16 protein-coding genes are annotated in these 24,413 nt (G+C 75.5%); 11 read left to right on the forward strand and 5 right to left on the reverse strand.

Annotation, left to right across the window (positions count from 1 at the left end):
* Positions 1 to 145: 145 nt before the first annotated feature.
* The 5 genes from AB0D46_RS05510 to AB0D46_RS05530 all read left to right on the forward strand — a co-directional run bounded on the left by AB0D46_RS05510 (position 146) and on the right by AB0D46_RS05530 (position 7,763).
* A complete protein-coding gene (locus tag AB0D46_RS05510; RefSeq protein WP_362875956.1) occupies positions 146 to 439 on the forward strand; it encodes a DUF503 domain-containing protein in 294 nt (97 codons plus the stop codon).
* Between the two features lie 41 nt (positions 440 to 480).
* Entirely contained in the window at positions 481 to 933 is a 453-nt protein-coding gene (gene rbfA / locus AB0D46_RS05515; RefSeq protein WP_266842698.1) for a 30S ribosome-binding factor RbfA, read from the forward strand.
* Positions 930 to 1,841: a tRNA pseudouridine(55) synthase TruB gene (gene truB, locus AB0D46_RS05520; RefSeq protein WP_362875957.1), complete on the forward strand. Its 912-nt coding sequence runs from the start codon at positions 930 to 932 to the stop codon at positions 1,839 to 1,841. Before rbfA ends, truB begins: the two co-directional genes overlap by 4 nt.
* Positions 1,842 to 2,355: 514 nt before the next feature.
* Complete coding sequence (locus tag AB0D46_RS05525) at positions 2,356 to 6,678, forward strand: hypothetical protein (protein WP_362875958.1); 4,323 nt, start codon at positions 2,356 to 2,358, stop codon at positions 6,676 to 6,678.
* A gap of 119 nt (positions 6,679 to 6,797) precedes the next feature.
* Positions 6,798 to 7,763, forward strand: coding sequence for a bifunctional riboflavin kinase/FAD synthetase (locus tag AB0D46_RS05530; protein WP_362875959.1), 966 nt, complete (start codon positions 6,798 to 6,800; stop codon positions 7,761 to 7,763).
* 103 nt (positions 7,764 to 7,866) lie between these two features.
* Here the strand turns inward: AB0D46_RS05530 and AB0D46_RS05535 are convergent, their stop codons facing one another.
* From AB0D46_RS05535 to eccE, 3 genes are all read right to left on the reverse strand, one after another.
* Entirely contained in the window at positions 7,867 to 11,415 is a 3,549-nt protein-coding gene (locus AB0D46_RS05535; protein WP_362875960.1) for an SCO5717 family growth-regulating ATPase, read from the reverse strand.
* A 191-nt stretch (positions 11,416 to 11,606) separates the two neighbouring features.
* On the reverse strand, positions 11,607 to 12,338 hold the full coding sequence (locus AB0D46_RS05540) for a hypothetical protein (protein WP_362875961.1): 732 nt from the start codon (positions 12,336 to 12,338) through the stop codon (positions 11,607 to 11,609).
* Positions 12,335 to 13,555, reverse strand: a complete 1,221-nt coding sequence (gene eccE, locus AB0D46_RS05545) for a type VII secretion protein EccE (protein WP_362875985.1) — start codon at positions 13,553 to 13,555, stop codon at positions 12,335 to 12,337. The genes AB0D46_RS05540 and eccE overlap by 4 nt, the downstream gene beginning before the upstream one ends.
* 277 nt (positions 13,556 to 13,832) lie before the next feature.
* Here eccE and eccB point away from each other — a divergent pair, with 277 nt between their 5' ends.
* The 4 genes from eccB (at position 13,833) to AB0D46_RS05565 (ending at position 17,517) form a co-directional block, all read left to right on the forward strand.
* Positions 13,833 to 15,377: a type VII secretion protein EccB gene (eccB, locus tag AB0D46_RS05550; RefSeq protein WP_362875962.1), complete on the forward strand. Its 1,545-nt coding sequence runs from the start codon at positions 13,833 to 13,835 to the stop codon at positions 15,375 to 15,377.
* A 260-nt stretch (positions 15,378 to 15,637) separates the two neighbouring features.
* A complete protein-coding gene (gene mycP, locus AB0D46_RS05555; protein WP_362875986.1) occupies positions 15,638 to 16,720 on the forward strand; it encodes a type VII secretion-associated serine protease mycosin in 1,083 nt (360 codons plus the stop codon).
* Between the two features lie 112 nt (positions 16,721 to 16,832).
* On the forward strand, positions 16,833 to 17,159 hold the full coding sequence (locus tag AB0D46_RS05560) for a WXG100 family type VII secretion target (protein WP_362875963.1): 327 nt from the start codon (positions 16,833 to 16,835) through the stop codon (positions 17,157 to 17,159).
* Positions 17,160 to 17,208: 49 nt separating this feature from the next.
* On the forward strand, positions 17,209 to 17,517 hold the full coding sequence (locus tag AB0D46_RS05565) for a WXG100 family type VII secretion target (RefSeq protein ID WP_362875964.1): 309 nt from the start codon (positions 17,209 to 17,211) through the stop codon (positions 17,515 to 17,517).
* Between the two features lie 104 nt (positions 17,518 to 17,621).
* Here the strand turns inward: AB0D46_RS05565 and AB0D46_RS05570 are convergent, their stop codons facing one another.
* Positions 17,622 to 17,855: a DUF397 domain-containing protein gene (locus tag AB0D46_RS05570; protein WP_362875965.1), complete on the reverse strand. Its 234-nt coding sequence runs from the start codon at positions 17,853 to 17,855 to the stop codon at positions 17,622 to 17,624.
* Positions 17,856 to 18,055: 200 nt separating this feature from the next.
* A complete protein-coding gene (gene eccCa / locus AB0D46_RS05575; RefSeq protein WP_362875966.1) occupies positions 18,056 to 22,042 on the reverse strand; it encodes a type VII secretion protein EccCa in 3,987 nt (1,328 codons plus the stop codon).
* A gap of 201 nt (positions 22,043 to 22,243) precedes the next feature.
* Here eccCa and eccD point away from each other — a divergent pair, with 201 nt between their 5' ends.
* Together eccD and rpsO are read left to right on the forward strand one after the other, a co-directional pair.
* Positions 22,244 to 23,719: a type VII secretion integral membrane protein EccD gene (eccD, locus tag AB0D46_RS05580; protein WP_362875967.1), complete on the forward strand. Its 1,476-nt coding sequence runs from the start codon at positions 22,244 to 22,246 to the stop codon at positions 23,717 to 23,719.
* A gap of 184 nt (positions 23,720 to 23,903) precedes the next feature.
* On the forward strand, positions 23,904 to 24,191 hold the full coding sequence (gene rpsO, locus AB0D46_RS05585; protein WP_267011887.1) for a 30S ribosomal protein S15: 288 nt from the start codon (positions 23,904 to 23,906) through the stop codon (positions 24,189 to 24,191).
* Positions 24,192 to 24,413: the final 222 nt, after the last annotated feature.

Consider the following 24,413-nt stretch of genomic DNA (forward strand, 5'->3'; position numbering starts at 1 on the left):
GTGTACGGTTCTGATGACCCAGCCGGGCGTGCGGTGATCCTGCCGTGCCACGGCCGGGTGAACCGCCGGGCGAGGCCCGGCGGCACCTGTCGGACGACGGCCCGGCAGGCCATCGAACCCGAACCGGCGGGACATCCGGAACTGCATGTACGTGGGGACTCTGTCCTTCGATCTGCTCCTCGGCGACGTCCACTCGCTGAAGGAGAAACGCTCCGTCGTACGGCCCATCGTCGCCGAGCTCCAACGCAAGTTCTCCGTGAGCGCGGCCGAGGTCGGCGACCAGGACCTGCACCGCAGGGCCCGTATCGGGGTGGCCCTGGTGAGCGGCGACGTGGGATTCGTGTCGGACGTACTGGACCGCTGCGAGCGGCTGGTCGCGGCGCGCCCCGAGGTGGAGCTGCTGTCGGTACGACGGCGTCTCCACGGTGATGAAGACTGAATTCATAGCTTGTCTGCACGACAGAAGAAGGAGACGGACCAGTGGCCGACAATGCGCGGGCGAAGAAGCTGGCGGACCTCATCCGGGAGGTGGTGGCCGAGAAGCTGCTGCGCGGCGTCAAGGACCCCCGCCTCGGTACGCACGTGACCATCACGGACACCAGGGTCACCGGCGACCTGCGGGAGGCCACGGTCTTCTACACGGTCTACGGTGACGACGAGGACCGGGCCAGTGCGGCAGCGGGACTGGAGAGCGCCAAGGGCGTGCTGCGTTCCGCGGTCGGCCGGGCGGCGGGGACCAAGTTCACGCCCACCCTGACCTTCGTGGCGGACGCCCTCCCCGAGAACGCGAAGACCATCGAGGACCTCCTCGACAAGGCGCGCTCCTCCGACGCCCAGGTGCGCGAGGTGTCCTCCGGCGCCCAGTACGCCGGCGAAGCCGACCCGTACAAGAAGCCGGGCGACGAGGACGACGAGGACGCAGCCGCGGAATGAGCACCGAAGCAGGACAGAAGACGCCGGACGGCCTGGTCATCGTCGACAAGCCGTCCGGCTTCACTTCGCACGACGTGGTCGCCAAGATGCGCGGGATCGCCAAGACCCGCCGCGTCGGCCACGCGGGCACCCTCGACCCGATGGCGACGGGCGTCCTCGTCCTCGGTGTCGAGAAGGCGACCAAGCTCCTCGGTCACCTCGCGCTGACGGAGAAGGAGTACCTCGGGACGATCCGTCTCGGGCAGGACACCCTCACGGACGACGCCGAGGGCGAGATCATCTCGTCCACCGATGCCTCCGCCGTCACCCGCGAGGGCGTGGACGCGGGCATCGCCAAGCTGAGCGGCGAGATCATGCAGGTCCCGTCGAAGGTCAGCGCGATCAAGATCAAGGGCGTGCGCTCGTACAAGCGCGCCCGCGACGGTGAGGACTTCGAGATCCCGGCCCGCCCGGTGACCATCTCGTCGTTCCACGTGTACGACATGCGGGAGGCGGAGGCCGAGGACGGCACGAAGGTCGTCGACCTGGTCGTCTCCGTCGTCTGCTCCAGCGGTACGTACATCCGGGCGCTCGCCCGTGACCTCGGTGCGGACCTGGGCGTGGGTGGACACCTGACGGCGCTGCGGCGCACGCGGGTCGGCCCGTACAAGCTCGACAAGGCCCGCACCCTGGACCAGCTCCAGGAGGAGCTGACCGTCATGCCGATCGGCGAGGCCGCGGCCGCCGCGTTCCCGCGCTGGGACCTGGACTCCCGCCGGGCGTCGCTGCTCGGCAACGGGGTGCGGATCGAGATGCCGGACGAGTACCGGGACGGCCGCACGGTCGCCGTGTACGGGCCGCAGGGCCAGCTGCTCGGGCTCGTGGAGAGCAAGGGCGGCAAGGCGAAGTCGCTGGCGGTCTTCGTCTGACGGATCGTGTGCCGGTGGTCTCGGCCGGGGTCGTGTGGACTTGGCCGGGCCGGATCGGGCCGGAGCGGGCCGGATGGGGTTGGGTGTTGACGTGGAGCGGTGAGCGCACGAGGTCTGCTGCTCACCGCTCCACGACCCCCCTCGGGTAAGTCTCTATCCACCCGGAGCCCCTTGTTCACCCGTCCGAGCAGGCGCTCGGAGTGAATGGAGGGAGCGTATGGGGGCGCGTTCGCCCTGCGTTCTTTTGGTGCTGATCTTCACTTGCCTACCGTCATGAGCACGGAGCTCGCGGCGGGGGAGTGGTGCGGCGATGACGGACGAGGTCACGGCGGGCGTGGGGGCGGCGTTCGGCGCCGCCGCGAGGAGCCCGGTTCCCCCGGTTCCCCCGGTTCCCCCGGGGACGGCGCGGGGTGGGGCACCCGGGGGGGTGTCGGGGGTCGAGGGGCTCGTCAGGATCTGTGATCCGGGCGGGCGGCCGCTCGGTACGGGGTTCCTGGCCGACGATCGCGGCACGGTGATCACCAGCCACGAGGCCGTCGACGGACCGGGCCGGATCGTGGTGCACGCACCCGGCGGGCGGACCTGGCTCGCGGAACCGGCCGACGTGACGCCGCTGCCCGAGGTGGCGTTGGCCCTGGTGCGGACCGATGGCCTCGGGCTACGGCCGCTGCCGGTGGCGATGCGGGAGGAGCTTCCCGTGGGGACGTCCGTACGGCTCCTCGCCCGGGGCTGGCGACAGGCGCGGGTGCTCGGGGCGGGTGCGGGGGTCACGTACAGCGCGGCGGGGTGGTCCCGCGTGCTGCCCGTCACGGTCGAGCTCGCGATCGGCACCGCCGGTCGGGACGCCCTCGGACCGGGCGGTGGGGCCGGCGGGGGGCCGGTCCTGGACGCGGCGACGGGAGCGGTGCTCGCGGTACTGGGCACCGCTCTGGAAGCGGAGCACCGCTCCGGGGTGTTCGCCCTGCCGTTGCGGGCCGCCGCCGCAGCCGCTCCCGGCGGTCCCCTCGCGCTCCTGCTGGAACGTAACTCCGAGACCGTTCCCGGGTACGGAGCCGACTTGAACCTCGCGGGCGCCCTGGCGCTGTCGGCGGCCACCGTCGGCGCGGCCTTCCCGGTCGGGCCGACGCCGGCCGCCCCGGGGCCCGAACCCGAACCCGAGCCGGTGGCCCGGCCCGTGCTCGCCGCCGCGCTGGCGGCCTTCACCGTAGGGGACCGGTGCGTCCTCGGCATGGTCGGAAACCCCGGTACCGGGCGCACCACGGCACTCGCCACCCTGACCACCGCACGGGCGCGCGGCCCCCGCCCCGCCCCGACCGTGTGGCTCCGGGGCGCGGACCTGCGCGCCGACGACGGCTCCTTGGCCGACGCGATCTCCCGAGTCCTGGGCGGCGCCCGGGGGTTGGCCGGAGTGGCGGCGGGTCCCGGGTCGGGATCCGGGCCAGGACCCGGGTTCGGATTCGACGCGGGGGCGCGGGCTTGGGCGGCGGCCGCCGGTTGGGGTGCGGGGACGGAGACCTGGGTCGGGCCGGAGGTGGGGGTCGGGGTCGGGTCGGGGGCTTGGGCGGATCCGCGGGTGGCGGTGGGGCCGGGGGCGGGGTGGGACGCCACGGAGGGTGGCTGGGCCGGGCCGGACGCGGGGGTGGGTGCGGCAGCGGGTACGGCAGCTGCACCGGGGGCGGAAGCGGGACCGGCGCCGGGAACGAGTACGGCGACGGGCTCGGGGACGCGGGTCGGGGCGGGTGCGTGGGCGGGGCTGGATGCCTGGTCGGGACGCAGGTCAGGGGTGTCGGCCGGGTTCGGGGCCGGGGAATTTCCCGAGGGTGCCGGGTCGGGGGCGGTGTGGAAGTCCGGATTCGGCGTAGCGGTGGGGGGAACCGGGGTTCGGACGGACAGGGGGTCCGTGGCGGCTGCGCGGGGCGGTGCTACCGGTGCGGGTGAGGCGGGTGGCGTGGACCGGCCGGGAGGTGCGGGGCAGGGGGGAGGGCCTGACGGTCCGGCGGGTTGCGCAGGCGAGAGCTTCCCGGCCACCGTCCCGACGGCCAGGACCGGCGGGGCCACCCCGACCAACCGCCCCACCGTGGCGCACGGACGTCCCGAGGCCTCACCGCCCGCCGAGGCCCCTCCCTTCGCCGGAGCCCCTTCCTTCGCCGGGGCCCCTTCACCCCCCGGGGCCCCTTCACCCCCCGGAGCCTCCTCGCCCCCCGGAGCCCCTTCGTTCTCCGGAGCCTCCTCAGCGCCCGAACCCCGCCCACGCGCCGGAGCCCGACCCGCCACCGCCTTCGGCGGGGAGGGCGTGGCCGGGAGCGTGGCCCGGGTGGCGGCACGGGCCGGGCGGCCGCTGCTGGTGGTGCTGGACACGCCCGAGGAGATGCCGCCGCAGCTCTCACACCGCCTCGCGGCCTGGACCGGAGCCACCGCCACCTGGCTGCGTGCGACCGGCGTCCGACTCGTCGTGGCCACCCGGCCCGAGTATTGGGAGCGGGCCGGCGCCCTGTACCCGGCCGGGGCGCTGCACACCCCGGCCCGCCCGGTCCGGCGACTGCCGGCCGCGCTTGCCGTCGGCGACCTGGAGCCGGACGAGGCCGAGTGCGCCCGCGCCCGCTACGGGATCCCCGCCGACGGCGTCCAGGAGGCCGATGCGCGGCACCCGCTCACCCTGCGCCTGCTCGCCGCGATCCGTGCCGCCGGAGTGAGCGCCGGGTGCCCCGGCCGGGACGAGGTGTTCGCCGCGCACCTGGACCTGGTGGCCCTGCGGGTGGCGGTCCGCGTCGCCACCTCGGGCGCGTTCCCGCCGTCGGGCGGCCCCCCGGGCGCCCCGCTCGCGTCCGGGGCCCCCCGTACCGGTTCGGCCGACCCTGCCGGGGACCGCCCCATCGTCCTCATCGGGGCCCGTGGTGCTTCGGCTCCGTCCGGACCGGCGGGCGCCGCCTGGGCCGTCGACCGCGCGGGAACCGCCGGCCCGGGCGTCCACGGCTCGGGCTCCGACGTCGCCGAGAACTCGGGGCCCGGGGTACGGCGGCTCGCGGCGCGGGTGGCCGGGCGGGTGCACGAGGCGGCCCGGCGGTGCGTGGGGCAGGGGCGGCTGGACCGGGCCGACTTCGACGAGCTGTTCCCCCGCCGCACCGGCTGGGCCCGCGCCGTCCTCGCCGAGGGGCTGTTCGTCCCGGCCGGTCCCGACGGCTACCGCTTCGCGCACGAGGAGCTGTCCGACTGGATCCAGGCCGGCCACCTCGACGTGCCGACCGCCCTGGACGCCCTGGTGCACTCGGGCCCCGCCGAGCCCGGCCCGCCGGTGCCCCGGCATAGGATCGGGCCCGTCCTGGAGGCGTTGCGCCGGGTGCCCGCGCCCGAGATCCGGGTCCGGCTGACCCGGCTGGTCGGCGCGCTCAACGCCTTCGCGGAGGAAACCCCGGACGTCGACCCCGAGCGGGTCTGGTGGGCCGGCCGGCTGCTGCGCGAGTCCTTGTTGCGCGCCGCCGACGCCACCGCGCACCTGCCCGTCCTGCACGCCCTCGCCGAGCACGTGGCGCGGGCCGGCTCCGAGGAGTTCGGCGGCTGGTTCTGGAACCGGCTCCGGCTGCCCGAGTCCGACCGGCTCGACCTGCTCCGCCGTCTGTTGCCCGCCGACCACCGCTACCTCGACGCCGCCGCACGCCGCCTCCTGTCGGCCCCGCGGCAGGTCCAGCCCCTGCTCTGCGCCTGGTTCACCGACGAACGCCGGCTGCGCGACCGTCCGGGAGCCACCGTCGCCACCGCGGCCCAGGCCCTCCTGCACACCCACCGGGGCGCCGCCGTCGACGACCTCGCGGAGGCCCTGGTGAGCGCGGCGCACCCGCGCGCCGACGAGCTGCTCGCCGCCCTCGCCGAGGACGAGCCCTCCGCCCTGTGCCGGGCCGTCGACCGCTGGGCCCACGACGAACGGCCCGGGCGCCGCGTCGCCGCCGCCGCGTACGGGCTCGCCACCGCCCCGCACGTGCGGACCCCGGCCGACAGGGAGCTGCTGCGCCGCGCCGCCCGGGCGCTGCTCGCCCGGCCCACCGACGGCGCCCTGCACGGAAGCGCCCTCGGGATCCTGCTCCGCGATCCCCGGGTCCGGGCCCGCTACCTCCCCGACGCCCTGGCCTGCTTCCGCGACCCCGGGTGCGGTACCCGGCTGCCGGCGTCCGCGCTGGTCGCGGCGCTGCCGGTGCTGCCCGACCCGGACGAGGTGTTCGCCGCGCTGCGCGTTCGGGCCGACGGGGAGGTGCTCCGCGCCCTCGCCGCGCTGACCACGCCCGGGCTGGCCCGCCGCGCGGGTGACCTCGTACGGGACCACCTGACGTGCCGGCCCGAGGACGCCCCGCACGCCGCCGCCTTCGTGGACCGGCGGCTGGAGCAGGGGCCGGCGGCGGCGTCCGTGGTGCGGCCCCTCGTACTGGACCTGCTGCGGACCGGGCCGGCGTCCGTACGGGCCGAGGTGGCGCGGGTGCTGGGCGCGCCCGGCTCGGCGCCCCCGTACGGGCTCCGGGGCGAGCTGGCCGACACGCTGCTGCGCGAGGAGGGCGATCCGGCGGTGTTGGGGGCCTTCCTCGAAGCCCTTGCCGCCGGCACCCGCGCCCGTCCCGAGGAACGCACCCGTGAGCTGCTCCGACGGGCCGGGCGGCAGCTGCTCAGGATTCCGGGCGGCCCCACCGTGTTCGAGCACCGCACGGTGGAGCTGGCCCGGACCGACCCGGCCTTCGGCGCGCTCGTCGCGCGCTGGCTCGCCCAGGCCGGGGCGGAGGCCGCCGCGCTGCTCGGACCGGGCGCGCGGCGCACGGTGGAGACGCTCAGCAGAAATGCCCCGGACATCACGTGAGGCGGCAGCGGGCCGACGCCGACGCCGATGCGGGGCCCCGGCCACCGGCATGGCAGTCTTAGACCTGCAATCGGCAATCGGTACAAGGACTACACGGGTTCGGGCGAGGAGCGGTCACAGTGCAGCGCTGGCGTGGCTTGGAGGACATCCCCCAGGACTGGGGACGCAGCGTCGTCACCATCGGCTCCTACGACGGTGTGCACCGGGGACATCAGCTGATCATCGGACGGGCCGTCGCGAGGGCCCGCGAGCTCGGCGTCCCGTCGGTCGTCGTCACGTTCAGCCCGCACCCGAGCGAGGTCGTACGGCCGGGCAGTCACCCGCCGATCCTGGCCTCGTACGACCGCCGGGCCGAACTGATGGCCGGCCTCGGGGTCGACGCGCTGTTGATCCTGCCTTTCACGGCGGAGTTCTCGCAGCTGTCCCCGGCCGACTTCATCGTCAAGGTGCTGGCCGACAAGCTGCACGCGAAGGCCGTCATCGAGGGCCCGAACTTCCGCTTCGGCCACCGGGCCGCCGGCAACGTCGACTTCCTGCGCGAGCTGGGCGCCACGTACGACTACGAGGTCGAGGTCGTGGACCTGGTCGTGCGCGGCGAGGCGGGCGGCGGCGTGCCGTTCTCGTCCACGCTGGCCCGCCGGTTGGTCTCCGAGGGCGACGTCGAGGGCGCCGGCGAGATCCTGGGCCGCCCGCACCGCGTCGAGGGCGTCGTCGTGCGCGGCGCGCAGCGCGGGCGCGAGCTGGGCTACCCGACGGCGAACGTCGAGACGCAGCCGCACACCGCGATCCCGGCCGACGGCGTGTACGCGGGCTGGCTGACGGCGGACGGCGAGCGGATGCCGGCGGCGATCTCGGTCGGTACGAACGTGCAGTTCGACGCCACCGAGCGGACCGTCGAGGCGTACGCGATCGACCGGATCGGCCTGGACCTGTACGGGATGCACGTCGCCGTGGACTTCCTCGCGTACGTGCGGGGCATGGCGAAGTTCGAGTCGCTGGACGGGCTGTTGGAGGCCATCGCGGACGATGTGAAGCGCTCCCGGGTGCTCACCGAGGCGTACGACGGCGAGCGCGCCGGGCGCTGAGCCCGCCCCACCCCGAACGTGCCGGAGGGCCCGTTCCGTCCCGGGTTGTCCGGGACGGAACGGGCCCTCCGTGCGTCTGCGTTCGCGTGTGCGTACGGGGACCTCAGCCGAGGCGCGGGTCGCGCGGGGGCTGACCGGGCTGCTGGGGCTGCTGCCAGGGTTGGCCGGGCTGCGGGTACGGCTGACCGTACGGCTGTTGCTGCGGCTGCTGGTACGGATCCGGCTGTTGGGGCGCCTGGGGCTGCTGGGGGTGCGGCGGCTGGGCGTGCTGGGCGTGCTGTCCGGGCTGGGGTGCGCCCCAGTGGGCCTGCGCCGCCTGCTGCTGCGCCCGGGTGAAGTCCTCGGCGACCAGCGCGGAGAGGGTGAAGTACGCCTCCCGGGTCTTGGGCCGCATCAGGTCGAGGTCCACCTCGGCGCCGGCCGCGAGGTGCTCGTCGAACGGCACCACGACGACGCCGCGGCAGCGGGTCTCGAAGTGCTGCACGATGTCCTCGACCTTGATCATCTTGGCGGTCTCGCGGACCCCGGAGATGACGGTGAGGGAGCGTGCGACGAGGTCGGCGTAGCCGTGCGCGGAGAGCCAGTCGAGGGTGGTGCTGGCGCTGCTCGCGCCGTCCACGGACGGGGTCGAGATGATGATCAGCTGATCGGCCAGGTCCAGGACGCCGCGCATGGCGGAGTAGAGGAGACCGGTGCCCGAGTCGGTGAGGATGATCGGGTACTGCCGGCCGACGGTCTCGATGACGCGGCGGTAGTCCTCGTCGTTGAAGGTCGTCGAGACGGCCGGGTCCACGTCGTTCGCGATGATCTCCAGGCCGGAGGGGGCCTGCGAGGTGAAGCGTCGGATGTCCATGTACGAGTGCAGGTACGGGATCGCCTGCACGAGGTCGCGGATCGTCGCCCCGGTCTCGCGGCGCACGCGGCGGCCGAGGGTGCCGGCGTCCGGGTTCGCGTCGATGGCCAGGATCTTGTCCTGCCGCTCGGTGGCGAGGGTGGCGCCGAGGGCGGTGGTGGTCGTGGTCTTGCCGACGCCGCCCTTGAGGCTGATGACGGCGATGCGGTAGCAGGACATCACCGGCGTGCGGATCAGCTCCAGCTTCCGCTGACGGTCCGCCTCCGCGGCCTTGCCGCCGAAGCGGAAGCCGGAACGGCCGGTCTTCGGCTTCTGCTTGGCGCGCAGCAGCCGGTCCGACGACAGCTCGACGGCCGCGGTGTAGCCGAGCGGCGCGCCGTGGCCCTGGCCGGGCTGCTGGTACGGAGCGGCGTGCTGCGGGTGCGGCTGCTGGGCCTGAGGGGGCACGGGCGGGAAGCCGTAGCCCTGCGGGGGCTGCGGCTGTGCTTGCGCCTGGCCCGGCGGGAACCCGTAACCCTGCGGCGGCTGTTGCTGACTGGCGGGCGGGAACCCGTAGCCCTGTGGTGCGCCGGGGGACTCGAACGGGGGCTGCGGGGCCGGCGGTTCGGCTGCGGGTCCCCCGAACGGGGCTTCTGCGGCGAAGTGTCGGCCCTCCGCAGGGGTGACGGGCTGTGCGTACGGGCCCTGTTCGGCGGGAGCGGTCGACCACCCGGCGCCGGGCGGCGTCGGAAGCCCCGGAACCGGCGCGGGGGGCGCGTCCGCGACGGGTGCTCCCGCCTCACCTGCGGCAGCCGCAGGCGGGTACGGGGCGTGCGGTGCGGTCGGCGCCTGCGCGGCGGGGTGACCGGAAGCTCCGGCCGGCGGGACCGGCTGCGCGTAGGGGGAAGGCGGAACCTCCGCGAACGGCGCCCCACCCGCCCCCGCAGCGTCGGGCGCCGCCTGCGCCCAGGGCGCGGCGGGAGCGGCGGCGGCGGGGGCTCCGGCGTGGGGTGCGTCGGGGGGCGTGGCCGGGGCGGCGCCGGGGGTCTCGCTGCGGTGCTCCTCCGCGGCGGGTGCCGTCGGGTGGACGGGCGGGACCTCGGCGCGGGGCGCGGCGGGGTGGGCAGGCGGGGTGTCCGCGAGGGGGGCGTCGGTCCGGAGGGCTTCGGCAGGCGCGCCCGGGATCGGGTACCCCTGCGGGTCCTCGGCGACCGGGTCCCCGGGGCGCGGTGCGTCGACGGGCGCCTCGGTGGGCGTGGCCGGGTACGGGGGCGGGGCGTCCGCGATGCGGGTTTCGGCGCGGGGCGCGCCCGTGACGGGCGCGGCGGGGTAGGCGGGCGGCGCCTCGGCGACGGGGGCCTCGGCGCGGTGTGCCTCGGGGCCGGGTGCGGCCGGGTACGGGGGCGGGGTGTCGGCGACTCGATCCTCGGCGCGCGGTGCGTCGAGGGGCATGGCCGGGTACGGGGGCGGGGCGTCCGCGAGGCGGGTTTCGGCGCGGGGGGCGTCGGCGAAGGGGGCGTTGGGGTACCCCGGCGCTACGGGCGGCGCCTCCGTGACGGGGGCCTCGCCGCGGTGTGTCCCCGGGGCGGTTGCTGCCGGGTACGCGGGCGGGGCGTCCGTGACGGGGGCTTCGGCGTACGGCGCCGCTGTGATGGGCGGGGCGGGGTACGCGGGAGCTGCGGGCGGGGCGTCCACGACGCCCGCTTCGGGGCGCGGTGCCTCGTTGGGTGCGGTCGGGTACGCGGGCGGGGCGACGGGAGCCTCGGCGCGGGGCGCCTCCGCAGGGGGTGTTGCCGGGAACGCCGGTGCGGGCGCCGGGTGGGGCGCGGGCGGCGCGTCCTCGACGCGGGGCTCCGTACGGGGTGCCTCGGGTGTCGGGGGCACGACCGGGGGATTCGGCACGGCCGGGGCTTCGGTAGGCGCCGGGACGTGGAGGGCGGCCGGCGCCACCGGGACACCAGCGGGAACCGGGACGTCGGACGCGGCGGGGGCATGGGCGGTGTCCGCGAAGTTGCCCACACCGGGGATGTTCGCTGCGGCCGGGCGCTCGCCGGGCGCAGCGCCCCCACCCGTGACGGGACCTTCGCCCTCGACCGGAGCGTTCGCGCTGCCCGCGCTGCCCGCGCTGCCCGCGCTGCCCGCGCTGCCCGCGCTGCCCGCGCTGCCCGCGCTGCCCGCGCTGCCCGCGCTGCCCGGCGGGAACGGCGCGACCTGCGGGTTCGGGATGCCCGGCGGGAACGGCGGGACCGACGCGCCGGGCGGGACCGACGCGCCGGGCGGGTTCGGCGCGCCCGGCGGGTTCGGCGCGCCCGGCGGGACCGCCGCGCCCGGCGGGCTCGGGATGCCCGCCGCGCCCGGCGCGGCCGGGGTGTGCGGCGGGGTCGGGGCGTGGGTCGGGGCCGCCGGGAACACCGGGGCCGTGAAGGGCGGCGGGATCTCGACCGGCGTCGGGTCGAACTCCACGGGCTGCGCGCCCGCCACGCCCGCCACGCCCGCTACGCCCGCCAGAGGCTCCCCGGGCCTCCCGGCCTCCGCACCCTTCACCCCGTCCCCCTCCTCCGGCGCCTGCGGCTGTCGGGGGATCGCCGACGGCGCGATCCGCATCGTCGGGGGTGACGCCACGTCCGACGGGCGGTGCGGTTCGAAGCCGCTGCCCTCGGGGAGGTCGGGGACGTCATGCGCGGGCGCGCCCTGGGTGTACCAGGCCGGCGGGGTGTAGTCGATGGTGAACTCGCCCGTTCCCTCGGGCTCCGCGTCGGACTGATCGTCCGTCGGGACGTCCCACGTCCCGCCGCGCCTCTCGTTCCGATCGCCGGTCACTGGTCCTCCTGGTCTGTCCAACACGGTCGGGGCGGCGCCCGACTCGACGCTCGACACTCGACGCCGCGCCCCGCACCCAGCCTAATCGCGGCCCGCCCGCGATATCCCGCGAGGTGGCGCCCCCGTACTCCTGCCTACAGGCCCCCCGGCCCCTGAGCAACCGTCACCGGCCGCCGGAGGCTCGGGGCGGGTCAGTCGACGCGCCGGGCCGCCCCGAACAGGGCCGTCTCCTCCTCCGTTCCACGGGTCAGGACGAACTTCCGGTCCCGGGGCGTGCACCACAGCGTCACCCCGTCCCCCAGCGTGGGCAGCGCCTCCTCCGCCGATCGCGGCAGCCGCATCAGATCGCCGATCCGCGTCGCCTCGTCCGGAGACACCCGCTGCACGCCCACCAGCGCGGAACTGCGCAGCAGCCGGGGCGCCGTCGGGCTCAGGTACGGCAGCAGGGTCAGCACGCATTGCCAGGGGCCCGCCACCACCCGCCCCCGCGGCGGCCGCATCCCGCAGTCGCGGACCACCAGGACGGGACCGCCCGCCGACCCGGCCTGCGGCGGTACGCGGCCCACCTCGTGCACCGTGACGCACTGCTGCCCGGCGCCCGCCTCCCGGGCCAGGTCCGCCCACGCCGGCCCGCGTCCGCTCTCCACCACGACCCGGGCCCCCGTGGCGGCCGTGCGCAGCGCCAGCACCTGCGCCGTCCACAGGCCGCCGATCAGCGTGATCTCGTACGGGGAGGGGCGGTTGACGCCCAGCACCGCCGGACGGCCCTCGGCGTCCACGCCGATGACGACCCCGTCGTCCCCGACGGGCACCGCCAGCCGGTCCAGCTCCGCCGCCGTGACGACGTGCCGTCCCCGGCGCGGGCCGAGCAGCCCGGAGCCGCCCCGCGACGTTTCCCCGAACAGTCCCGATCCGCGCCTCACCGCGCCCCACCCAGCGGCAGCGAGGCGAGCAGCCCCGGCACCTGCTCGCGGTCAAGCCGCACCACCCCGGCCCGTACACCGCGCGCGTTCCGCTCCAACTCGCGGCACGCCGCGACCAGTTCAGCGCCGTTGCGGCCCGTCACCCGGACGTGCCCGGTCAGCGCCACGCCGCGGCGCCCGGCCGGAGCCATCGTGAGGCTGAAGTTGACGGCGAGGGCGGGGAGCGCGGTCAGCAGCGCGACGAACTGCGGCAACTGCGCTCCCGAGCCGCCCAGTCGGGGCCAACGTCGGATCCAGTACGTGGTGTGCTGCCGGTCGTCACAGCGCCAGGCGCGGGAGGTTTCCTCCGTGCGAAGGCCCGTGCCCGCCCGGCGGTCGATCCGGGCGGGCGTCAGCGGGTGCGCGCCGGCGGAGGTGGCCAGCGCGGACGTCAACTCCTGTTCCGTCAGGACCGTGGCCCGGAAGCCGCAGCCGTCCAACCGGCTCGCCAACTGGTCGGCCACCCGTACCAGGCAGCGCCGCGCCCCCTCGGAACCGCCGCCGCGCGCGGCGACCGCCTCGGGGCACAGTTCCGGGTCGAGCTTGAGGGCGATCCAGGTCAGCCGTACGGCAGGGGTGCCCGCCAGGGCCTGGAGCGGGGCGTAGGAGCGGGCCGCCACCGACTCGGCCGGCAGGTGCGGCGCCGGGGCCGGCTGGGTGTACAGCACCAACTGCGCCGATTCCAACCGGATCCCGTCCACTTCGAGGACGTCCCGTACGACGGACAGCGGCAGCGGGTGCGCCGCCCGGTCCGGCCGCAGCGCGGCGGCGTCCGCGTCCACCCGCAGCACCGCCGTCAGGAAGGTGCCGTCGCCGACCATGCCGACGGGCCGCCGGTCGCGACCGCCGCACGTCAGCGTCCGCAGCGTCGGATCGGCCGCCCGCAGCGGCGCCGCCCCAGGGTCGGCGCGGGCCCGGCGTTGCCGGCCCCGTAGCGCGAGGGCGCTGCCGAGCCACTCGGCGAGGGGGAGTCGGTGGCGGCGTACGACCGCGAGGGCCACCAGAACCACGGCCACACCGCCGGCGGGCACCAGCAGCAGCGGCTCCAGGGCCCACGCCGCGAGCGGGACCGCGCCCGCCAGCTGGAGGAGTGCGAGCTGTTGCAATCGGAACGGACCGCGCGCGCCGGGCCCCGGTGCCGGACGCGGTGTCACCCCTTCGTGCGAGGGCGCGGCCACGTCCTCACGCGGTTCCCTCACCTCGGAGTCCACGCGCGTACCTCCCCCTCCGCGACGGATGGAACAGGCAACTTCCGGTGGGGCGCGGCCCCGGCCGCTCCACCCGCCCCTGCACCGATCCACCCTGACAGCAGCCGACTTGGCCGGCCGGAGGGACGCCGCGACGGTCGTCGCGGCCAGGTCGCCTCCCCGGCAAGGGGCATAGTAGGGGCCCGGTCCGGAAAGCGGGACCCGGGCCGGACGCGCGGACCGGGTGGTGCGGGGGAAGCAGGCGGTCTTGGCATCACGACGCGATGAGCTCAATGCGTACACGTTTGCGAAGCGGCGTACGGTGGCCGCGTTCCTCCAACCCTCCGCCACCGGCAGCGAGGAGGGCGCCCCCAGGCCGCTGCGCGCGATCCTTCCCACGCTGATCGTCGGCGTTCTCGTCCTCGTCGGCTCCGGCGCCTGGGGCATGTTCAGACCGCAGGCGCCCAAGGGCTGGAACGAGCCCGGCGCCCGGGTCATCGTCGGGAGCCGGTCGACCACGCGCTACGTGATCCTCTCCACGGAGGAGGCCGGCTCGCACCGGAGCCGACTGCACCCGGTGCTGAACCTGGCCTCGGCCCGACTCCTCCTCGATCCGCGGAAGTTCAAGGTCGTCCACGTCAAGGACGAGGTGCTGGACGCGGGCCGCCCGCCGCGCGGGCCCATCATCGGCATCCCCTACGCCCCCGACCGGCTGCCCGAGCCGAAGGACGCGGGGAAGCCCAAACGGTGGGCCGTCTGCCAGCGGCCCGGCGGCAACGGCCTCGGCGTGCAGAGCGCCGTCTTCGTCCTCGCCGACCGCGAGGCCGGCCCGCTCGACGGCACGCTCCGCACCACCGACCGACAGGTGCTGTACGTCCGTAGCACCGGCGCCGGGCGGCAGCGGTACCTGGTCGACGCGACGGGCACCAAGTACGCGTTCCCCGACGGCGGGCCGGCGGCCGGCACCCTCACCACCGCCCTGGTCGGCGCCGACGCCACCCCGCAACCCGTCACCGAGCAGTGGCTGGCCACCCTCGACCCCGGCGACGACCTCGCCTTCCCGCGCCTGCCCGGCTCCCCCGGCGCGCACGCCGGCGTCCGGGGCCTGGCCGCCGCGGACAACCGGGTCGGCACGGTCCTGAGCGCCCAGACCGGCGCGGGCACCCAGTACTACGTCGTGTTGCCGGGCCGGGTCGCGCCCGTCACCGAGTTCATGGCCCGGTTGCTGATCGCCGCGCCCACCGCCGACGCCCTCGACCTGCACGGCAGGGCCCGTGAGGTCGACCTCCAGTCGCTGGGCCAGGACGTCCCGCCCTTCGGCGCGGACGTCAAGTGGCCGCGCCGGCGCGGCGTCCGGATCAACGGGGTCGGCGCCGCCGGCGGGGAGCCTGCGGGCACGCGGCGCGACACCGTCTGCAACGTCCTGCGCGCCGTCGACGCCGCCGGCGTCCCGACCCTGAGCACCTGGGCCGGCTCCGGTTTCCCCGTCGACATCACCGCGAGCGGCGCCGGCTCCTACGTCACCCCCGGCTCCGGCCTCCTCTACACCCAGGTCCAGGGCCGCCAGACCGCCGCCGGCGGCTCCCTGTTCCTGGTCACCGACACGGGCCTGCGCTACGCCGTCCCGGCGGACGGGAGCGGGAGCGACGGTGGGGGCGGCGGCGGGCGGGGCCGGCCCGGGGTCGGCGAGGCGCAGACGCGGTTGGGCTACGCCGACGTGGTTCCGCCCCCGGTGCCCATCGCCTGGTCGGAGTTCCTCTCCAAGGGGCCGCGTCTGGACACCGAATCCGCCCGCCGAACCCAGGGCTCATGAGCACGCCGCCCCGGAACCAGTGCGGTCTGTCTGCCTTCCCGTCGCGCGCCGCCCGGCTGGTGGCCGCCGCCGGCCTCCTCGCGGCCTGCGGGACGGCGGGAGCGCCCGCGCCGCAGTTCCCGTACGCCCGTGCCCCCGGGCACGGGTTCGCCTCCGGGCTCGGGCACGCCTCCGGGCTCGGGCACGCCTCCGGGCTCGCGCTCGGGTTCGCCTCCGGGCTCGGGCTCGGGTTCGACGGGACGGGCGAGTGCGCCTTCCCCATGAAGCGGCAGATCGCCGAGCGGCCCTGGGCCCTCCAACGGCTCCTCCTCGACGAACTGTGGGCCGGTACGAAGGGCAAGGGCGTGCGCGTCGCCGTCATCGACTCCGGGGTGGACCGCGCCAATCCGCAACTCGCCGGCGCCCTCGACACCGCCGCCGGGCGGGACTTCGTCGACCCGAAGGGCGGCGACGGCACGAACGACACCGTCGGGCACGGCACCAAGGTCGCCGGCATCATCGCGGCCCGCCCGCAGGCGGGCACCGGCTTCGTCGGCCTCGCCCCCGAGGCCACCCTCATCCCCATCCGGCACAACGACGGACAGGGCAGTGGCCTGGCCGCCCCCCTCGCCCGGGCCGTCGACCACGCCGTGGCCGCGGGCGCCCACGTCATCAACATCTCCCAGGACACCGACGCCCCGCTCGGCCCCGACTCCGACCTGGCCCGGGCCGTCCGACGGGCCCTGGCCCAGGATGTCGTCGTCGTCGCCTCGGCGGGCAACGACGGCCGGGCCGGACACCACCGCCGGACCTACCCGGCCGCCTTCCCCGGCGTCCTCGCGGTGGCCGCGTCCGACCGCAACAACGAACGCGCCGTGTTCTCCCAACCCGGCGACTTCATCGGGGTGGCCGCCCCCGGCGTCGACGTGGTCTCCACCGTCCCCGGCTTCGGGCAGTGCGTCGACAGCGGCACCAGCTTCTCCGCGCCCCACGTCGCCGGCGTCGCCGCCCTGCTGCGCGCGGAGCACCCCGGATGGAGCGCCCACGACGTGGTCCGGCAGATCCAGCACACGGCCGAACGCGGCATCAACGGCCGTGACGACCAGCTCGGTTGGGGAGTCGTCGACCCGGTGCGCGCCGTTACCCGGGACCTCGCGCCACCCGGACCCCCCGTCCCCGACCCGGGCCCGCCGCCGGCCATCGCCCCGCGAGCGGCCCCGCTGCACCTGTCCGAGACGGCGCAGGAACGCGAGGTACGGCTCGGTACGTACGCGCTCGGCGCGGGCGGGCTGCTCGTCGCCGTCATCGCCGGGACGGCGAACGTGCTGCGCGCGGCCCGCACCCGCCGAAACCCTTCGCGGTGAACCACACGAACGAGAACCGGACCGAGAACCGAACCGGAACCGAACCGGAACCGAACCGGGAACCGGACCGAGAACCGAACCAGGAACCGAACCGAGAAGCGAGGAGCTTCGGATGACGAACACCTTCGGACTTGCCGACGATCCGGTCGTCAGGGCTGCCCACAAGATCTCCGAGACGGCGAACGCCGTGACCACCCAGGCCCGGGAACTGGCCGACATCCTCGCCACCGCCGGCGCGGGCTGGACCGGCGCGGGCGCCGAGGGCTTCAAGAAGGCGCAGGCCGACCTGAACATCGACCACGACGAGATCCGCCGCCTGCTCGGCGTCCTGCACCACGCCGTCTCGCAGACCAAGAACCTCAGCAACGCGCAGGACGAGGAGGTCCGTTCGGCGTTCCGCACGATCACCCCGGGCCCGTCCGGCCTCGACGGCGTCTGACCCGAAGCCCTTTGCCCCCGCCCCACCCCCACCGCTGAAGGAGAACACCATGTCCGGCACCGACGGCTACACCCGCGTCCGGTACGAGAGCGTCCAGCAGATGGCCGACCGCATCCGGACCGTCTCCAACAACATCGTCAAGGACCTCGCCGAGATGGAGCAGGCCGTCAAGGTGGTCACCGACACCTGGGACGGCGAGGCGCACCTGGAGTACGTCGGCCTCCAGACGAAGTACCACCGCAGGGCCGACCACATGCGCCGACAGTTGGAGTCCGTCGCCCGGCTCATCGAACAGGGCAAGGGCGACTACCGCGCCACCGACATGAAGGCCTCGCGCCTGTTCACCGAGGCCTACTGAACCCCGTACGCGGCGCGGCGAAGGGGCGCGCCCGCATCGGGCACGCCCCTTCGTGAGCACCCGGGACGCGCGGGTCCCCGCGGACGTCCGGTCCGGACCGGGCCTCAGGTGAGGTCGAACTCCCCGTCCCTCGCGCCGAGTACGAAGGCCTCCCACTCGGCGGCCGTGTACCGCAGCACGGTCTCCCGGTCCAGCGAGGACCGCATGGCCACCGCGCCCTCGGGCAGCTTGGCGATCTCGACCCGCTCCTCGTCGGGGCTGGTCCCGGGCGGGCCCTGCCACTCGACGCCGCTGATGTCGAGCGCGTACAGCTCGTCCTTCTCCTGCTGATTGCCCATGTGCGGCCTTTCCCTCGGTTCCCTCGGTGGTGCGGGTGCTGCTCGGCCCTTCGCTGCCGATTATCGGCGGAACGCGGCTCCGGGGTGCGGTTTTCCGGGTGATGCCCGCTACACCCTCCGCGTCCACCCCGTCACACCGCCCGCGTCCACCCCGTCACACCCTCCGCGTCCGCTCCGCCGCGCCCACCGCCCCCGCCCCGTCACCCCTGCGGCATCCGTCCCAACTGCACCAACGAGGTGCCGCGCCGGCGCGAGACGAAGTGGCCGCGACCGGGGGGCATCGGGCGGGGGCGGACCGTGCCGAGCAGGTCCCCCTCGGACGGGTCGCCGGACAGCACCACGCCCTGCGCGCCCAGCTCCTTGATCCGCTGCATGAACGGCTCGTACAGCGCCCGCGAGGCGCCCGCCGAACTGCGCGCGATGACGAACCGGACGCCGGTGTCCCGGGCGAACGGCAGGAACTCGGTGAGCGCCGCCAGCGGATTGCCCTGGCCGGTGGCCACCAGGTCGTAGTCGTCGACGATGACGAACACGTCCGGGCCCGTCCACCAACTGCGGTCCCGCAACTGCTGCGGGGTGACGTCCGCCGGCGGTTGGCGCCGCGAGAACACCCCGACCAGCGCCTCCATGTGCAGGTGCAGCGAGTTCGCCGTCGGCGCGTACTCCAGCAGGTGCTCCTCCGGGAGGGCTCCGAGCAGCCCCCGTCGGTAGTCGCCGACGACCAGCTTCGCCTCGTCCGGGGTCCAGCGCCGGGCGATCTGGTGGGCGATGAGCCGCAGCAGGTTCGTCCGGCCCGACTCGCTCTCGCCGAACACCAGGAAGAACGGGTCCGCCGCGAAGTCGACGAACACCGGTTCCAGATCCGTCTCGGCGATGCCGAACGCGATCCCGCGTTCCGGGAACTCCCCGCCCTTCGGCAGCCGGTCCGCGTGCAGCGACCTCGGCAGCAGGCGTACGCCGGGCGCCGGCGGCCCCGTCCAACCCGACCGCACCGCCGCCACGAAGGCCGTCGTCGCCGCCCCCAGGTCGTCCGTGCCGTGGCCCCCGTCGACGCGCGGCAGCGCCCCCAGGAAGTGCAGTTTCTCAGGCACCTGACCGCGACCCGGCACGCCCGCCGGTACGTTCGCCGCGACCCGCCGGTCGAACTCGGAGTCCATGACGTCGCCGAGCCGCAGTTCCAGTCGACCCGGCATCTGGTCCTTCAGCGCCGACCGGACCTCCATGTACCGGGACGCGGTGACCACCACGTGGATGCCGTATCCCAACCCCCGGGACGCGATGTCCGTGACCACCGGCTCCAGGCCCTCGTACTCGCCTCGGAAGCCGCCCCAGCCGTCGATCACGAGGAACACGTCGCCCCAGGCCTCGCCGGGCAGCTCGCCCGCCGCCCGCCGCCGCCGGTACCCGTCCACGGAGTCGACGCCGTTCGCCCGGAAGAACTCCTCGCGCCGGCCGAGGACGCCCGCCACCTCCGCGACCGTGCGCCGCACCCGTTCCGGGTCCAGCCGCGAGGCGATCCCGCCGACGTGCGGCAGCTCCGCCACCGACGCCAGGGCGCCACCGCCGAAGTCCAGCCCGTAGAACTGCACCTCGCGCGGGGTGTGCGTGAGCGCGAACGCGGAGATCAGCGTCCGCAACAGCGTCGACTTGCCCGACCGCGGACCGCCCACCACCAACAGGTGACCCGCCGCCCCCGAGAAGTCCCGGAGCAGCACCTCGCGCCGCTGCTCGAACGGCTTGTCGACCAACCCCAGCGGCACCACCAGGGCGCCGAGCCGCTCGTACGCGGACGCGTGCAGCCCCCGCTCGTCGTCCACCACCAGGGCGGGCAGCAGCCGGTCCAGCGGGGGAGCCTCGTCCAGCGGCGGCAACCACACCTGGTGCGCGGGCACCCCCTGCCCCTCCAACCGCCCCACGATCACGTCCAGCACCGTGTCGGCGAGCGCGTCGTCCCGGACCGGACGCGCGGGGTCCGCCCGGTCCACCGCGTCGGCGACCTCGGCCTCCGCGACCTGCGCCTCCGGGTGCGCCACCGCCACCGGCGCCGCCGTGAACAGCGCGGGCCGCCGCCGCGCCGGGCCCGGCCCGGCCACCGGTTCCGGGCCGCCCTCGCGGTGGGCGCCCGAGACGTACGCCGCCTTGAAGCGGGTCATCGCGTCCGTACCGGACTTCAGGTACCCCGAACCGGGCAGCGACGGCAGGTGGTAGGCGTCCGGCACGCCGATCGCCGTCCGGGACTCCGCCGCCGAGAAGGTCCGCAGCCCGATCCGGTACGACAGGTACGTGTCCAGCCCGCGCAACCGGCCCTCCTCCAGCCGCTGCGAGGCCAACAGCAGGTGCACGCCCAACGAACGCCCGATGCGGCCGATCCGGACGAACATGTCGATGAAGTCGGGCTTCGCCGTGAGCAGTTCGGAGAACTCGTCGATCACCAGGACCAGCGAGGCCAGCGGCTCCAACGGCGCACCGGCCGCGCGGGCCCGCTCGTAGTCGTGCAGGTTCGCGTAGTTGCCCGCCGCCCGCAGCAGCTCCTGCCGGCGCTGGAGCTCACCGCCGATCGAGTCACCCATCCGGTCGACCAGCGTCAGATCGTCCGCCAGGTTCGTGATCACGGCCGCGACGTGTGGCAGACGCCCCATCCCGGTGAACGTGGCGCCACCCTTGAAGTCCGCCAGGACGAAGTTCAACGTCCGCGAGTCGTGCGTCACCGCCAGCCCCAGCACCAGCGTGCGCAGCAGCTCCGACTTGCCCGAACCCGTCGCCCCCACGCACAACCCGTGCGGGCCCATGCCCTCCTGCGCGGCCTCCTTCAGGTCCAGCATCACCGGGCCACCGTCCTCACCCACCCCGATCGGCACCCGCAGCCGCTCCCCGGCCGACCGGGGCCGCCAGGTCCGCGCCACGTCCACGGCGGCCGCGTCGCCCAGGTCCAGCAGATCGGTGAAGTCCAGGTTCGCCAGCAGTGGCTCGTCGTCGTCCCCGCCGCCCGTGCGCAGCGGCGCCAACTGGCGGGCCAGCGCCTCGGCCGCCGGCAGCGACAGGAGGTCCGGGACGCCCTCGTACGCGTCCCCCGGCCCCGCCTCCAGCCGCATCAGCCCGGGCCGCACCACGATCGACAACCCGCCGCGCGGCTCTGCCGCCCCGCCCGCGACCACCTCCACGACGGTCACCCCCTGCAAGCCCTCCGGCGCCGCGAACACCGACTCCGGGGCCACCGTCGCCCCGTCGAGCACCAACACCAGGTGCGGCCGGTCCAGCAGCGGCGCCGCGTCCCGGCCGAACCGCGGCCGCCCCTCCAGCCGGGACGCCAACAACCCCTCCAACTCACCCAACTCGTCGCCGAACAGCCGCCGCGTACCGGCCCCGTCGAAGTGCCCCGGCAGCTGCGCGTGCGGCAGCCACTTCATCCAGTCCCACGCCGGCGCCGCATCCGGCCCGACCGCCACCGCCACCATCAAGTCCTCGGGGGAGTGCAGCGTCACCAGCTGCGCCAGGAGCGCCCGTACCGCGCCCCGCGCCGACGCCGCCTCGCCCGACACCGTCAGGTGGTAGAACGCCCGCACTGACACCGCCACCGGCAACCCGTCCAGGCAGGAGTGCACCTGGAGGAAGCGCTGCATCGCGCCCGCCGCCAACGGCTCCAGGTTCTCCACCGGCGCCGTCGGCGGCGCCACCGGCGCGGACGCGAGGCGCTGCGGACCCAGCCCCAACCGGGCCTGCCCGAAGTCCGTGTCACCGGAGCGCCGTTCCCACAGCCGGGACGGGTCCGCCGCCACCGCCCACAACTGCTCCGGCGCCGGATGCAGGTACCACTGCGCGTCGCGCTGCGCCCGCGCGGCGCGCCGCACCCGACGGCGCGTCCGCGCCAGATACGCCAGGTAGTCCCGGCGCACGTCCGCCATCTGCCCCTGCGTGCCCCGCCGGTGGCGGACCAGCTGCGCGACGACCATCGCCACCGTGGACATCAGCATCAGCACGCCCATGACGCGCATGAACGGGTGCGCCCCGGCCGACGGCAGGAAGAAGAACGCGGCCGACGACCCCATGCCGAGCATCGGCAGCAACTGCATCAGGACGCCCTCCTGCTGCCCCCGCGGCAGGGCCGGTGGCGGCTCCAACCGCACCTCTTCCGAGGGAACTTCCGGCGGCAGCGACCGGGGCGGGCGTTTGACGACGATCTGGCTCACCGGAGCACCAGTCCCTAGACGACGGCCGGGCCGCCACGGCCGGCGCCCCCAACTCCCGCGCACGGAAGGGGAAAAACCGTCGCGGGCCGGTGATCCTAGTGGCCGACCGGCCGCCCCCCGGCCCGGCTACGGTGACGCCCCGCAGCCCGCGCGCGACCGAACCGGAGGCCGCCGCGGGGCGCCGACAAGGAGGTCACACAGGTGAACACGGCCGGATCGACGGGATTTCGCAGGGTCACCGTCGTGGCCCCCGACAGCCGCGTCGACGTCGCCCTTCCGGAGGACCTCGCCGTCGCCGACGTGTACCCCGAACTGCTGCGCCTGACCCGCCCGCCGCAGCCCGTCGGCGCCCCCGCCGGCTTCCACCTCGTACGCCGCACCGGCGCCGTCCTCGACGGCGCCCGCACCCTGGCCGCCCAGCAGGTCCTCGACGGCGAGGTGCTCAACCTGCGGCCCTTCGCCGAGTCCCTGCCGCCCGCCGTGTTCGACGACGTCTGCGACGCCGTCGCCTCCGCCGTCGTCCGCGACCGCCGCCGCTGGGACGACGGCATGCTGCGCGGCGCGGGCCTGGCGGGCGCCGCCCTCCTCCTCGCCCTGCTCGCCGTCGTGCTGTGGTGCGCCGACCCGGTCCGCCACGACGTGCACGGCCTGCCCGGCGTCGTCGCCGCCGCTCTCGGCCTCGCCCTGACCGCCGCCGCCGGGGCGCGCGCCCGCGTCCACCACGACCGGGCCTGCGCCGCCGCCCTCGGCCTCGGCGCCCTCCCGCTCCTGATGATCGCGGGCGCCGGCCTCGTCGCCCCCGCACCCGGCGCCGGACCGGGCCGCCTCCAGTTCCTCCTCGGCAGCGTCTGCGTCCTCGTCGCCTCCGTCGCCCTGATCGCCCTCAGCCCGCAGGGCGACGCCCCCTTCGTCGCCGCCGCCCTCCTCGCCTGCGCCGGCGCCCTCGCCGGCTTCGCCGCCCTCACCACCGGAGCCTCCGCGACCGGAGTCGCCGCCGTCTGCGCCCCCGTCGCCATCGGGCTGGTCGCCTTCCTCCCCGGCCTCGCGGCCCGCGGCGCCCGGCTGCCCATCGGCTACGCGGCCCCCCGCGACGCGACCGAGGACGCCGAGGCCGCCGCGTACGCCACCACCCCCGACCCCGATCCGTACGGTGACGGCCCCGACCCCGGCCCGGCCCGCCCCCTCGACGCCGACCTCATCGCCGCCCGGGCCCGCCGGGGCCACGAACTGCTCCTCGGCCTGCTGGGCGGCTGCGCGGCCGTCGCCGTCGGCTCCGCCGCCGTCCTCGGCGCCTCGGACGACCCGTGGGCCCGGCTGCTCGCCCTCGCCACCGGACTGGCGATGCTCCTGCGGGCCCGCCTCTTCCGCCGCACCGCGCAGGTCGCCGTCGCCCTCACCGCCGGCATCGCCGCGATCGCCCTGCTCGCCCTGGCCCTGGCGGTCGCCGCCGACCCCCAGGGCGCCGGCCGGGACCTCCGTACGCTCTGGCTCTGCGCCGGCCTCGCCGCCGGTGCGGCCCTCCTCACGGGAATTGCGCTTGTCATCCCCCGCACGGGCCTGTCACCCTTCTGGGGACGGCTGCTCGACCTCACCGAGGCCGCCGTACTGCTCGGTCTGGTCCCGCTGACCCTGGCCGTGCTCGACATCCACGGCCGCGTCCGCTCGCTCACCGGCTGAGACGGCGGGACCCGCACGCCTGGTACGCTGTGTTACGGCCGTTTGTGTACGCGTCCGCCGGACTCCTCGACAGAGGGTCTGTGGACTGCGCTCAGCGGACCCCGCCTCCCGAGTCACGGAAGATCCCCAGAGAATTCGACCTGGGGCACTCGATGGCAACGAAGACCTATTACGAGGAGTACGCGTGCCGCTCGACGCCGCAGTGAAGAAGCAGCTCATCGCAGAGTTTGGTGCCAAGGAGGGCGACACCGGCTCCCCCGAGGTCCAGGTCGCGATGCTGTCCCGCCGCATCTCGGACCTGACCGAGCACCTCAAGACCCACAAGCACGACCACCACTCCCGTCGTGGTCTGCTGATCCTGGTCGGCCAGCGTCGCCGCCTGCTGCAGTACCTGGCCAAGAAGGACATCCAGCGCTTCCGCGCGCTGGTCGAGCGCCTCGGCATCCGTCGCGGTGCGGCCGGCGCCAAGTAAAGACGCTGTGAGGGGAGCGGTGCCCACGACGATGGGGCCGCTCCCTTTGCTGTACGTGCGCGAGGTACCGGACGCTTTGTAGTCTGGGGACAGCGCACAAGAGGAAGAGGAGGAGCGCCCTCCCTACGCCGCCGGTCCTCGGTAGTGGCATCCGGAAAGCCCCAGGAGGGCAGAGAACCGGGTGCTTCGATCGAAGACCGGCCCGCACGCCAGGAGCGCTTC

The organism is Streptomyces sp. NPDC048383, from assembly GCF_040651775.1.
GTDB lineage: Bacteria > Actinomycetota > Actinomycetes > Streptomycetales > Streptomycetaceae > Streptomyces.